This is a genomic window from Mycolicibacterium sp. XJ1819, assembly GCF_053483675.1.
In genome coordinates this window covers 1-11,985 of sequence record NZ_JBEFST010000017.1, presented here as the reverse complement: position 1 = coordinate 11,985, position 11,985 = coordinate 1, and the positions used below count along the sequence as shown (strand labels likewise).

The window sequence follows — 11,985 nt, the reverse complement described above, 5'->3', positions numbered from 1 at the left end:
GTGAAGCCCGCTATCTGTGAGCAGTTCGGCATCGACTTCCCGCTCTTCGCGTTCAGCCACTGCCGCGACGTGGTGGCCGCGGTCACCAACGCCGGCGGCTTCGGCGTGCTGGGCGCCACCGCGTATCCGCCCGACCTGCTCGACCAGGAACTGAAGTGGATCGACGACCACGTCGACGGTAAGCCCTACGGCCTGGACCTGATCGTGCCGGCGAAGTTCGAGGGCAAGGGCGAGAAGCTGTCCGCGGGCGATCTGGCCGGCCGGATCCCCGAGGACTACCGCACGTTCATCGCCGACCTGCTGGCCGCCCACGACATCGAACCCGACGAGCCGCGCACCGGCCCGCCGATCCTGTCCGGCAACACCGGCCGCGATCTGCTCGAGGTGGCGATGAGCCATCCGATCAAGCTGATCGCCAACGCGTTGGGGGTGCCGCCGGACTACATGATCGAGGCGGGCAAAAAGCACGGTGTGCCGGTCGCCGCACTGGTCGGCGCCAAGGAGCACGCCGTCAAGCAGGTGCAGGCCGGCGTGGACCTGATCGTCGCGCAGGGCACCGAAGCCGGCGGCCATTGCGGCGAGGTGACCACGATGGTGCTGATCCCCGAGGTGATCGAGGCCATCGAGGACGCCGGGGCGAACGTGCCGGTGCTGGCCGCGGGCGGCATCGTCACCGGCAGGCAGATGGCGGCCGCGGTGGCGATGGGCGCCGCGGGCGCGTGGACCGGGTCGGTGTGGCTGACCACCGAGGAGGCCGAGACGGCGCCCGCGACCGTGCAGAAGTTCCTCGAGGCCACCTCGCGTGACACCGTGCGTTCGGCCGGTCGAACGGGAAAGCCTGCCCGGCAACTGGTTTCGGAGTGGACGGACGCGTGGCTGCCGAACGAGGGCGGGCGCCAACCATTACCGTTGCCGCTGCAGTCGATGCTGGCCGAACCCGCCATCCGACGGGTCGACGTGCTCGCCGCCCAGGGCCATCCCGGCGCGCAGGCGTTGGCCACCTACTTCGTCGGGCAGGGCGTGGGGCTGATGAACAAGGTCAAACCCGCCCGTGAGGTGGTCCGTGAGTTCATCGAGGACTACCTGGCCGCGACCGAACGGCTGAGCAACTCGCTCCCGGACTGAAATCTTCGGGCGATGACGGTCACCGTCGTGCTGCCGTGCCTCAACGAGGCGGCCTCGCTGCCCGGGGTGCTGGCGGCCATCCCCGACGGGTACCGGCCGCTGGTGGTCGACAACAACAGCACCGACGGCACCGCCGAGGTGGCCCGCGCCCACGGCGCCGCCGTCGTCGACGAACCGCGCGCTGGATACGGCTCGGCCGTGCACGCGGGCATCGTGGCGGCGGCCACGCCGATCGTCGCGGTGCTCGACGCGGACGGCTCCCTGGACCCCGGCGACCTCACGGCCCTGGTGGCCGACCTCGACCATGCCGACATGGCCATCGGGCGCCGCCGCGCCGCCGCGGGACTGGATTGGCCCTGGCACGCCCGCCTGGGCACCGCCGCGGTGTGCTGGCGGTTGCGCACCCGGTACGGGCTGGCCGTGCACGACATCGCGCCGATGCGGGTGGTCCGCCGCGACGCCCTGCTCGGCCTGGCGGTGACCGACCGTCGATCGGGCTACCCGGTCGAACTGCTGGTGCGCGCGGCGCGGGCCGGCTGGACGGTCGTCGAGCACGACGTCGGCTACGGACCACGCACCGGCGGCCGGTCCAAGGTCAGCGGTTCGCTGCGCGGCAGCGCCACCGCGGCGCTGGACTTCTGGCGGGCCATCTCGTGATCCCGGCCACGCTGCTGGTGGTGGCCAAGGCGCCGGTGCCGGGGCTGGCGAAGACCCGTCTGGCAGCGGCCGTCGGTGCCGACGTGGCGGCCGACATCGCCGCCGCCGCACTGCTGGACACGCTCGACGCGGTGGCCGCCACCGCGGTGCGCCGCCGGGTCGTGGCGCTGACCGGGCGCCTCGACGGCGCCCGCGCGGCGGCCGAACTCGCGGCCAGGCTCGACGGGTTCACCGTGATCCCGCAGCGTGGCGAGGATTTCGCGGCCCGGCTCGCCAACGCCCACCTGGACGCCTCCGAGGGCGGGCCGGTGGTCCAGATCGGAATGGACACCCCGCAGGTGAGCGCCGATCTGCTCACCCGGTGCGCGCGCCGACTGCGGGGCGGCGACGCGGTGCTCGGGATGGCCGACGACGGGGGTTGGTGGCTACTCGGCGTCACCGATCCCGTCGCCGCCGACTGCCTGCGGGCGGTGCCGATGTCGCGACCCGACACCGGCGCACGGACGTTGGCGGCGCTGCGGGACAGGGGCTTTGACGTTCGCCTGGTTCAGCGGCTCGCCGACGTCGACACCCTCGAGGACGTCGACGCGGTGCGACGCGCGTGCCGGCCCGACAGCCGGTTCGCTCGGGCGGCCCGCCTGCTACCAGTTCGTCAGGATCAGGTGGTTGAGCAACAACGCGCCGACGACGTTGACGGCCAGCCACCACCGCTGTGAACCCCGCGGCAGCAGTGCGGCCGCGGCCGGCAACCAGATTGTGAACGGAAGCCAGATCCGTTCGGTCTCCGCCTTGCTCAGCATGGACAGATCGGCGACCACGATCGCGACCAGCACCCCGAAGATCAGTAGCCGCAGACCCGGCCGCGACATCATCGCCGAACGGTCGAACACCCGGCTGACACCGGCCACGCTGCCCAACCCGATCGCGCACACCACCGCCGCCAGATTCGCCCACGCCCAATACTGGAACGGCCGGTCGCTGGCAATGCCCTGCCAATAGCGTTCTTGCACAAGCAGATAGCCGTCGAACCACCAGAAGCCCGCGATCGCGAACACCGCCACCATCACCAGCGCCACCAGCACCGCCGGCACGATCGCGCGCAGCGCCGCCCGCCAGTCCACCGCCGACAACAGCACGCCGAGCACGGGGAACGCCAGCAGCACCAGGCCGTAGTTGAGGAAGATTCCCCAGCCCAGCAGCAGACCCGCGGCCGCGCCCGCCAGCAGGGGCAGGCGCACCGCGCGGCGAGCGGCCAGCGCCAACAACGCCAGGCCCCACGCCGCGACGCCGGCGAAGTACCCGTCGGCCGAGACCGCGACCCAGATCGCGGTCGGCGCGACAGCGACGAACGGGGCGGCCATCCGCGCCTTGTCCTCGTCGGTCAGCGCCCGCACCGCGACCACGATGGCCGCCGCGGCGCTGGAGCCGACCAGCAAGCACAACAGCCCCGCCCACGCGCCCCCGGACAACCCGATGCGGTCCAGCCACACGAACGTCAGCAGCGCGCCGGGCGGATGCCCGGACACGTGAGTGATCCACGAATCCGGTTGGAAATCAGGGATTCTGGCTGCGAATGTGCGTAACGCTTCGGGGATGTCGGTGACGGAGGGAACCTGGCGCAGGTACTCGTGGCGGGCGGTGAGCCGCCCCGCGAAACCGCGCTGCCAGCCATCGACCATCGCCAGGGAAAACGCCCACCCGCACGCCGTCGCCCACACCGCCCACGGCAGCCAGCGCCACGACAGCCGCTGTGCGACAGTCGGTCCCCACCACACGGCGGCCGCGCCGATCGCGACCGCCGGTACGGTGCCCCATCCGACATGGGCGTGCCACCACCCGAAGATCGGAGCGGCGTCGGTGAACGCCCGCAGCCGTTCCGGGGTCGCGTTGATCAACGGGGTGACGATACCGAGGCTCAGGTGCGGGACGACGAACGCCGCCACCACCAGCACCACGCCGACAGTGGCCGCGACCGTTTCCCGTCGACCAATCTGCCAACTACCCACGCCGCCAGTGTAGGTCGGCCGGTCAGTACAGCAATTTGCGCAGGTTGTCCTCGTCGTAGTACTTCTCCAACTCGGCGAGGGTCATGTCGTGCTTGAGCGCCTGTGCGATCCGCGCCACACTCGGCACAGCGGTGGGGTTCCACGTCACGGCTTCCAGGCTTCCGAGCGCAGGAAAGCCTTGGGGCAGTGAAAGAACACCTCTTCGATCGTGATCTCGAGGGCGAGGATCGGCCGTTTGCCGTCGACGGCCATCGCGCCGAAATACTTAGCGTCGGAGAGGATTCGGGCGGTGCCGTTGATCCGTAGCGTGTCGCCGCGGCCGGGGATGACGAACAACGTGCCGACGTGCGGACGCTGCAGCACGTTGAGGTAACCGTCGACGCGCTTGTTGCCCGGCCGCTCGGGAATCGCCATCGTGGTGTCGTCGATGACGTGAACGAAGCCGGCCGGGTCGCCCTTCGGTGACACGTCGACGCGGCCCCGGTGATCGGTCGTCGCGACGAAGCCCAGCGGCGAGGCCGCGAGCCATTGCCGCTGCACGGCCGACAGCCGGTCGCCGACCTTGTTGGCCACGTAGGTGTTGGGGTGGCCGACGATCGCCCGCAGTTCGTCGACGGTGTTCACTTCACGGCGCATCCGGACATCATGCCCGCGGGCGCACGCGCCCGCGGGGGTAACCCATCGTGTTGGCACTGACGTCAGCGAGTTAATCGCTCAGAGGTTGGCACGACGACCACCATCCCCCGGGAGACAAGGCTGGCTAGCCGAAGCGCGCGGCGAGCGCCCGTCGGTCGATCTTGCCGATGCCGCGACGCGGTATCTCGGCGACGACGTGCAGCTCGCGGGGCGCGGCGGTGCCGTCCAGCCGGGTGGCGACGTGGGAGCGCAGATCGGCCAGCGTGGGCGGGGCGGTGCCAGGGGCGACGACGACGGCGGCGACCACCCGCTGGCCCAGCCGTTCGTCGGGGACGCCGAACACCGCGCAGTCCGCCACCGCTTCGTGGGTGGCCAGCATCGACTCCACGAGATGTGGCATCACCGTCAGGCCGCCGGTGCTGATCGCGTCGTCGACCCGCCCCGACACGCTCAAGGCACCGGTCGCCGACAGCGCACCGAGGTCGTCGGTGCGAAACCAGCCGGGCTCGGCGAAGGGATCGGGGTCCACCGGGTTGCGGTACCCCTTGGCCAGCGTCGCGCCGCCGAGCACGATGCGGCCGTCGTCGATGCGCACCAGGACCCCGGCCAACGGCACGCCGTCGTACACACAGCCACCTGCGGTTTCGCTCATGCCGTACGTGCGCACCACGGATATGCCTGCCGCGGCTGCTCTTTCGCCGAGGCCGGCGGGCATCGGCCCTCCGCCGATCAGCACCGCGTCCAGTTCGGCCAGCGCCGCCGTCGGGGCCGGATCGCGCAACGCCTTGTCGAGCTGGGCCGCCACCAGCGCGGCGTACCGACGCCCGGAGTCGAGCGCCGCGACCGCCGAGGCGAATTCGTCGACGCCGGCGGCGGTGACCGGCGAGGTACCCGCGACCACGCTGCGCACCAGCACCTGCAGCCCGGCGATGTGATGGGCGGGCAGCGCCAAGAGCCAGCGACCTGGTCCGCCCAGCCGGTGGTGGGTGGCCTCGGCGCTGGCCGTCAACGCGCCGGCGGTCAGCATCGCCCCCTTAGGGGCGCCGGTGGTACCGGAGGTCGACACCACCAGTGCGACATCGTCGTCGATCTCCGAGCCGGCACGCAATGTCGTTGTCAGCAGCGATGTTTCACGCTCATTACCGGCAGGCACCGGCAGCACCGACGTGCGTCCGGCGAGCATGTCCTCCACCACCGGCAGGATCGAAAGCGCCGACGCACCCGCGGGCACGGCGACAGGACGCAGGGTGGCTATTCGGACTCCTCGGGCTCACGCGGATCGTCGAGCGGCCACCCCTTGGCCACCAACCGATCTCGCACACGGTCGATGTCGCCGGGAGTGGGCAGATCGTCGGTGATCTGGGTGATCAGCACACCGATGTCGACCTCGTCGAACTCACCGCGGCGGATCAGTTCGCGGGCGACGGCCTTGACTTCGTCGTCGGTGAGCCGTCGTCTCAGCAACGCCAGCAGCGGAACCCGGTCGGGGCCGGGCACCCCCTCGGGGTAGCCGTCGGTGATCCATGCCACGACCCTGGCGAGAAACTTGTTCACAGTCGCCCGCGATGCTACTTGGGTTCGGCGCCAAGCAGGTACAGGCCGGTCTGATGGCCGATGAAGTCGCGCGCGATGAACAACACGCCGATGACGACCGCCACCAGCACCAGCCCGAACAGCGCCCAACTGGCTGCGGTGAGCATCGGCTTGCGCGCACCGCCGCCGTCACCGTCGTGGTCGACGACGCCAGCGCCCTCGGCGCTCAACCGGACACCGACGGCGAACAGCGCGGGCAGTGCGGCGCCCAGCAGCAGCCCGAAGATCAGGATCTTGGCGGCGGCGTGGTAGTTGAACCAGTCGATCATGTCGGGGGATTCTCCGGCCTAGACGGGCTCTGGGGTCTTGGGTGCCGTGGCGACTGCCGGCGCCATTCCGAGTTCGGCCGGCGACGCGGGCACGGTCAGCGTCGGCGCGGCGGCACCGGTGCCCGCCGTCAGGTTGCCCGCCCACTCGTGGTTGACGTTGGTGTGGTCGATGGGCGCCTTGCGCGACTGCAGCCAGATCACCGCCGACACTGCGGCCAGCAGCAGGAAACCTATTGTCACACCGGCAAATCCGCCGATGAAGTGCACCATCGAGTAGGTGAGCGCACCGACCATGCCTGCGGCGGGCAGCGTCACCAGCCACGCGGTGGCCATCCGGCCGGCCACGCCCCAGCGCACCTGAGCGCCGGCCCTGCCCACCCCGCTGCCGAGGATCGAACCGGTCGCGACGTGCGTGGTGGACAGCGAGTAGCCGAAGTGGCTGGACAACAGGATGATCGCCGCCGACGACGACTCGGCCGCCATGCCCTGCGGCGGCTTGATCTCGACAAGTCCCTTGCCCAAGGTGCGGATGATGCGCCAGCCGCCCAGATAGGTGCCCAGCGCGATCGCCATCGCACACGCGAGGATCACCCAGAACGGCGGCATCGGATCGGACTCGCTGGCCGAACCGTAGGCGATCAGCGCCAGGAAGATGACGCCCATCGTCTTCTGCGCGTCGTTGGTGCCGTGGGCCAGCGACACCAACGCCGCCGAGCCCACCTGGCCGTAGCGGAAACCGGACTCGGTGCGCTTCTCGGGCACACCGCGCACCATGCGGTACACCAACCAGGTGCCGACCCCGGCGACCAGCGTCGCGACCAGCGGCGCCAGCACCGCGGGAACCAGCACCTTGGACACCAGCCCGGTCCAGATGACCCCGTGCCCGCCGACGGCGGCGAGCATGGCGCCGACGATGCCGCCGATCAGCGCGTGCGAGGAACTCGACGGCAGGCCGAACAGCCAGGTGACGAGGTTCCACACGATTCCGCCGACCAGCCCGGCGAACACCAGCTCCAGCGTGACCAGGCCGGGTTCGATGAGCCCCTTGGCGATGGCCGCGGCGACCGCCGTCGACAGGAACGCGCCGATGAGGTTGAGCACCGCCGACATCGACACGGCGACCTTGGGCTTGAGCGCGCCGCTGGCGATCGAGGTGGCCATGGCGTTGCCGGTGTCGTGGAAGCCGTTGGTGAAGTCGAAGGCGAGCGCCGTGATGACGACGATGACCAGAAGGAAGAGCTCGAGGCTCACGGCGCAGATCCTATCGGTCGCATCGCGTCACTTTCGTTCGCCACACCCTTGTGTCACGCCCTGTTGTCCCGCCGGAGCGGATGGTCGTCGGGAACCTGGACGAAGATCAGCGTGACGCCGTCCGGATCGATCACGTGCATCTCGTGCAAACCCCACGGCTCCTGTCGGGATTCCCGCGCGATCGGCACACCGCGGCCGGCCAGTTCGGCCTCGGCGGCGTAGACGTCCCGGACCTGCAGCCACAGGGTGCCGCCGGCCAGCGGGCCGCCGTGACCGGCCACCTCGATCAGCGACTGACCTGCGAAGAAGACGGTGCCTGCGCCATAGTCACGGGCGATCGCCAGGCCCAGCTCGTCGCGGTAGAACCGCAGCGAACGCTGGTAGTCGGCCGGTCGGATGAGCATCCGGCTGGCCAGGATCTCCATACCGATTTGTGTATCACGTCGCGCGCCTCGATCGGCTGCGACACCCTCAAATCCGTCATCGAACGCGACGTTGCACACCTTCCCAGTACGGCTCGCGCAATTCGCGCTTGAGCAGCTTGCCGCTGGGGTTGCGGGGCAGCTCCGCGGCGAAGTCGACCGACTTGGGCAGCTTGTAGCCGGCCAGCCGGTCGCGCGCGAACGCCACCAGCTGCGCGGCGGTCACCGAGGCGCCCGGCTCGGGCACCACGATCGCCTTCACCGCTTCGCCCCACCTCTCGTCGGGCACTCCGATCACCGCCACGTCGGCCACGCCCGGGTGGGTCATCAACACGTTCTCCACCTCGGCGGGATAGACGTTCTCGCCGCCGGAGACGATCATGTCCTTCACCCGGTCGTAGAGATAGAGGTAGCCGTCGGCGTCCAGATAGCCGGCGTCGCCGGTCTTGAGCCAACCGTCGGGGGTGATCGCCTCCGCGGTGGCCCGCGGGTTGTTCCAGTAGCCGCGCATGGTCTGTGTCGAGCGGGTCCATAGTTCACCCACCGCGCCCGTGGCCGCGTCCCGTCCGTCGGCGCCGACGATGCGGACCTCGACCCATCCGAACGGCTTACCGCACGAGCGCAGCAGGTGCGGCCGGCCCACCGGATCATGGTCGACGCCGTCGAGTTGGGTTACCGAGCCGGTGGATTCGGTCATGCCGTAGACCTGGATGAACTCGCAGTCGAACCGCGCGAGCGCCTTCACCAGGACGTCGTCGGTGATCGGCGACGCGCCGTAGACGATGGTCTGCAGGCTGGACAGGTCCGCTTCGTCGACACCCGGTGTGACGAGCAGCATCTGGATGACGGCCGGTACCAGCAGCATGTTGGTGATCCGGTGGCGCACGACCGCGTCGATGATCGCGGCGGGGTCGACGTCGCGCAGCACCACGGTCGGGCGGCCGACGAGCAGCCCGACCAGCGCCCAACCCGACCCGGCCTGGTGGAACAGCGGCATCACGGCCAGGCTGACGCTGTCCGCGCCGAAGCGCCACGGTTCGGCGACGCCGACGGACTTGCTGATGTAGTTGGCGTTGGTCAGCATCACGCCCTTGGGTCTGCCGGTGGTGCCCGAGGTGTAGACCAGCGCCGCGATGTCGTCGGATTCCGTTGTGACGCCGGGATCTTCGGCACGGTGACCGGCGATCCAGTCGTCGAAGGCGGGCCAGCGTCGGTGCCGTCCGATCGCGACGACGGTCTCGACGGTGGTGAGCCGGTCCTCGATGACCTCGACGCGTCCGAAGAATTCCGAGCCGACCACGATCGCCCGGGCCCCGGCGTCCTCGATGATCGCCAGCATCTCCGGGCCGGTCAGCCGCCAGTTCACCGGCACGCCGACCGCGCCGAGTTTGGCCAGTCCGAGCGTGACCTCGAAGAACTCCGCGCCGTTCTTCTCGACGAACGCGACGCGGTCGCCGAATCCGACCCCGGCGGCGCGAAACGCTTGGGCCACTTGGTTTGAGCGCGCGTCGAGTTCGCCGAAGGTCAGCGTCCGCTCGCCGACCACCAGCGCCACGGCGTCGGGCCGGCACGCGCCGTGCACCCGCGCGAGATCGGCGATCGTGGCGATGTCGGGGCCGGGCATGGTCAGGGCTGGACGCTCTGGCGCTTCATCAGTCTGTTGACCCACGCGGGCGCGACGGTGTCCAGCGCGCGGGCCGTCATGGCCACGCGCGGCGCGATCCGCACCGGCCGTTTGCGCGCCGCGACGATCATCCACTCGGCGGCTTCGGCCGGGGTGAGCGCGGGTAGGCCCTGGTATTCCTTGGTGGGCGCGATCATCGGGGTGGCCACCAGCGGGTAGTACAGCGTGGTGGAGTGCACCCCGGCGCCGCCCCACTCGGTCTCGATCACCCGACTCACCGTCGACAGCGCGGCCTTGGACGCGTTGTACACCGAGAACAGCGGCGAGGATTCGCTGAGCACGCCCCATGTCGACACGTTGATGATGTGGCCGTCGCGACGCTCGCGCATGCCGGGCGCCACGCCGCGGATGAGCCGCAGCGGCGAGTAGTAGTTCAGCGCCATGGTGCGTTCGACGTCGTGCCAGCGCTGCAGCGAGTCGGCCAGCGGTCTGCGAATGGACCGTCCGGCGTTGTTGACCAGGATGTCGACTCCGCCGAGATCGTCGTGCACGGTGGCGACCAACTCGTCGACGGCGTCCAGGTCGGCCAGGTCGCAGGTGTGCGCGGTCGCCGTGCCCCCGGCCGCGGTGATCCGCTCCACGACCGCATCGAGCAGGTCGCGCCGGCGCGCGGTCACGACGACCACGGCGCCGCTGCGGGCGAACTTCTCCGCGGCGGCCTCGCCGATGCCCGACGACGCGCCGGTCAGCAGCACGCGCTTACCGCGCAGGTCGACATCGCCGAGGTCAGGCCGGTACAGCAGCAGTTGCGGGGACAGCGGCGGCCGCATGCCCGCCAGCACGAGCTGCTCGGTGAACCGCCGCAGCGGTTTCTTGCTCACGATCGGGAGTGTAGGTCCGGTTGTCGCCCCCACGGTCGGGCGGTCGTCATATGGTCGAGGTCACCATGACGATGAGAGGCAGGCTCGACAAGCGGTTCAGCGAGGCCGAAGAGGCGCTCGACGGCGACACCGTCCGAAAGGCGTTGGCCAACGCGGAGCTTTACTGGCTGACCACGGTGCGGCGGGACGGACGGCCGCATGTCACACCGCTGGTCGGGGTCTGGGTCGACGACACCTTCGTGTTCTGCACCGGCGGCGAGGAGCAGAAGGCCCGCAATCTCGAGCACCGCGACACCGTCGCCGTCACCACCGGCGCCAACAGTTGGAACCTCGGGCTCGACGTGGTCGTGGAGGGCCGCGCAGAACGCGTCACCGGGATCTACACGTTGACCGCGCTGGCCGACGACTACCGCGACAAGTACGGCGACGACTGGGATTTCGACGCCGACGAGGAGGTCTTCGACCCCGAGGGCGGGCGCGCACGCGTGTTTCGGGTACAGCCGACGAAGGTGATCGCGTTCGCGAAGTCCCCGCACGGCCAGACCACGTTCACCTGGTAGCTGGTGATTTCGGCGTGCTGGGTCGCGCTGAGCGCGACTGCCCACGCCGAAACCGCTAAAAGTAGCGCGGGAAATCGCTCCAGTCGGGGTCCCGCTTCTGCAGGAACGCGTCGCGGCCCTCGACAGCCTCGTCGGTCATGTACGCCAGGCGGGTGGCCTCACCGGCGAACAACTGCTGGCCGACCAGTCCGTCGTCGGTCAGGTTGAACGCGTACTTGAGCATCCGGATCGCCTGCGGAGACTTGCCGTTGACGGCCGCGGCCCACTGCAGCCCGACGTTCTCCAGCTCGGCATGCTCGACGACCTCGTTGACCGCGCCCATCGCGTGCATCTGTTCGGCGGTGTAGGGACGGCCGAGGAAGAAGATCTCGCGGGCGAACTTCTGCCCCACCTGCTTGGCCAGATACGCGCTGCCGTATCCGCCGTCGAAGCTGCCGACATCGGCGTCGGTCTGCTTGAACCGGGCGTGCTCGCGGCTGGCCAGCGTCAGGTCGCACACCGCGTGCAGGCTGTGCCCGCCGCCGGCCGCCCAGCCGTTGACCAGGCAGATCACCACCTTCGGCATGAACCTGATCAGCCGCTGCACCTCGAGAATGTGCAGCCGTCCGGCCCGCGCGGGATCCACCGTCTCGGCCGTCTCGCCCGAGGCGTACTGGTAGCCGGTGCGGCCGCGGATGCGTTGGTCACCGCCGGAACAGAACGCCCAGACGCCGTCCTTGGGCGACGGGCCGTTGCCGGTCAGCAGCACCGCACCGACGTCCGACGACATCCGGGCGTGGTCGAGCACCCGATAGAGCTCGTCGACGGTGTGCGGCCGGAACGCGTTGCGCACCTCGGGCCGGTCGAACGCCACCCGCACCGTCGGCTGCGGGCGCCCGTCCACGACGTGGCGATGGTAGGTGATGTCGGTCAGCTCGAAGCCGTCGATGGGCTGCCACAGTGACTCGTCAAAGGGGTTGTC

At 70.0% G+C, this 11,985-nt stretch carries 13 protein-coding genes and 1 pseudogene; 4 read left to right on the top strand and 10 right to left on the bottom strand.

Annotated features, from left to right (window positions below; translation table 11 throughout):
* The 3 genes from ABQE89_RS18885 to ABQE89_RS18875 are packed head-to-tail and all read left to right on the top strand — an operon-like array spanning position 1 to position 2,498.
* A complete protein-coding gene (locus ABQE89_RS18885) occupies positions 1–1,125 on the top strand; it encodes an NAD(P)H-dependent flavin oxidoreductase (RefSeq protein WP_448419382.1) in 1,125 nt (374 codons plus the stop codon).
* 12 nt (positions 1,126–1,137) lie between these two features.
* Positions 1,138–1,782, top strand: coding sequence for a glycosyltransferase family 2 protein (locus ABQE89_RS18880; protein WP_448419380.1), 645 nt, complete (start codon positions 1,138–1,140; stop codon positions 1,780–1,782).
* Entirely contained in the window at positions 1,779–2,498 is a 720-nt protein-coding gene (locus tag ABQE89_RS18875) for a TIGR04282 family arsenosugar biosynthesis glycosyltransferase (RefSeq protein ID WP_448419378.1), read from the top strand. The genes ABQE89_RS18880 and ABQE89_RS18875 overlap by 4 nt, the downstream gene beginning before the upstream one ends.
* On the opposite strand, the gene ABQE89_RS18870 is transcribed toward ABQE89_RS18875, so the two are convergent.
* The 9 genes and pseudogenes from ABQE89_RS18870 to ABQE89_RS18830 all read right to left on the bottom strand — a co-directional run bounded on the left by ABQE89_RS18870 (position 2,424) and on the right by ABQE89_RS18830 (position 10,464).
* Positions 2,424–3,788 (bottom strand): hypothetical protein, encoded by a 1,365-nt coding sequence (locus ABQE89_RS18870; protein ID WP_448419376.1) that lies wholly within the window; start codon positions 3,786–3,788, stop codon positions 2,424–2,426. The genes ABQE89_RS18875 and ABQE89_RS18870 overlap by 75 nt on opposite strands.
* A 22-nt stretch (positions 3,789–3,810) precedes the next feature.
* A pseudogene (locus tag ABQE89_RS18865) lies at positions 3,811–4,424 on the bottom strand (pyridoxamine 5'-phosphate oxidase family protein).
* Positions 4,425–4,548: 124 nt separating this feature from the next.
* Positions 4,549–5,679, bottom strand: coding sequence for an o-succinylbenzoate--CoA ligase (gene menE / locus ABQE89_RS18860; protein WP_448419639.1), 1,131 nt, complete (start codon positions 5,677–5,679; stop codon positions 4,549–4,551).
* Positions 5,676–5,978: a DUF3349 domain-containing protein gene (locus ABQE89_RS18855; protein ID WP_448419374.1), complete on the bottom strand. Its 303-nt coding sequence runs from the start codon at positions 5,976–5,978 to the stop codon at positions 5,676–5,678. Before ABQE89_RS18855 ends, menE begins: the two co-directional genes overlap by 4 nt.
* Positions 5,979–5,992: 14 nt before the next feature.
* Positions 5,993–6,286: a hypothetical protein gene (locus ABQE89_RS18850; protein WP_448419372.1), complete on the bottom strand. Its 294-nt coding sequence runs from the start codon at positions 6,284–6,286 to the stop codon at positions 5,993–5,995.
* A gap of 18 nt (positions 6,287–6,304) precedes the next feature.
* Positions 6,305–7,537 (bottom strand): inorganic phosphate transporter, encoded by a 1,233-nt coding sequence (locus tag ABQE89_RS18845; RefSeq protein WP_448419370.1) that lies wholly within the window; start codon positions 7,535–7,537, stop codon positions 6,305–6,307.
* Positions 7,538–7,590: 53 nt separating this feature from the next.
* Positions 7,591–7,962 (bottom strand): VOC family protein, encoded by a 372-nt coding sequence (locus ABQE89_RS18840; RefSeq protein WP_448419368.1) that lies wholly within the window; start codon positions 7,960–7,962, stop codon positions 7,591–7,593.
* A gap of 55 nt (positions 7,963–8,017) precedes the next feature.
* Positions 8,018–9,583, bottom strand: coding sequence for a long-chain-fatty-acid--CoA ligase (locus ABQE89_RS18835; RefSeq protein WP_448419366.1), 1,566 nt, complete (start codon positions 9,581–9,583; stop codon positions 8,018–8,020).
* Between the two features lie 2 nt (positions 9,584–9,585).
* Positions 9,586–10,464: an SDR family oxidoreductase gene (locus ABQE89_RS18830; RefSeq protein WP_448419364.1), complete on the bottom strand. Its 879-nt coding sequence runs from the start codon at positions 10,462–10,464 to the stop codon at positions 9,586–9,588.
* Positions 10,465–10,529: 65 nt separating this feature from the next.
* Between ABQE89_RS18830 and ABQE89_RS18825 the strand changes: the two genes are divergently transcribed.
* A complete protein-coding gene (locus ABQE89_RS18825; RefSeq protein WP_448419637.1) occupies positions 10,530–11,024 on the top strand; it encodes a pyridoxamine 5'-phosphate oxidase family protein in 495 nt (164 codons plus the stop codon).
* Positions 11,025–11,079: 55 nt separating this feature from the next.
* Here ABQE89_RS18825 and ABQE89_RS18820 read toward each other — a convergent pair.
* Positions 11,080–11,985 (bottom strand): 1,4-dihydroxy-2-naphthoyl-CoA synthase (locus ABQE89_RS18820; protein WP_448419362.1); only part of this gene is annotated, 906 nt, incomplete at its 5' end.

What these genes read in the sequence shown, in the direction of transcription:
- ABQE89_RS18825 (WP_448419637.1), top strand. Translation starts at nt 10,530, where the DNA reads ATGACGATGAGAGGCAGGCTCGACAAGCGGTTCAGCGAGGCCGAAGAG.
- ABQE89_RS18840 (WP_448419368.1), bottom strand. Translation starts at nt 7,962, where the DNA reads ATGGAGATCCTGGCCAGCCGGATGCTCATCCGACCGGCCGACTACCAG.
- ABQE89_RS18880 (WP_448419380.1), top strand. Translation starts at nt 1,138, where the DNA reads ATGACGGTCACCGTCGTGCTGCCGTGCCTCAACGAGGCGGCCTCGCTG.
- ABQE89_RS18835 (WP_448419366.1), bottom strand. Translation starts at nt 9,583, where the DNA reads ATGCCCGGCCCCGACATCGCCACGATCGCCGATCTCGCGCGGGTGCAC.
- ABQE89_RS18850 (WP_448419372.1), bottom strand. Translation starts at nt 6,286, where the DNA reads ATGATCGACTGGTTCAACTACCACGCCGCCGCCAAGATCCTGATCTTC.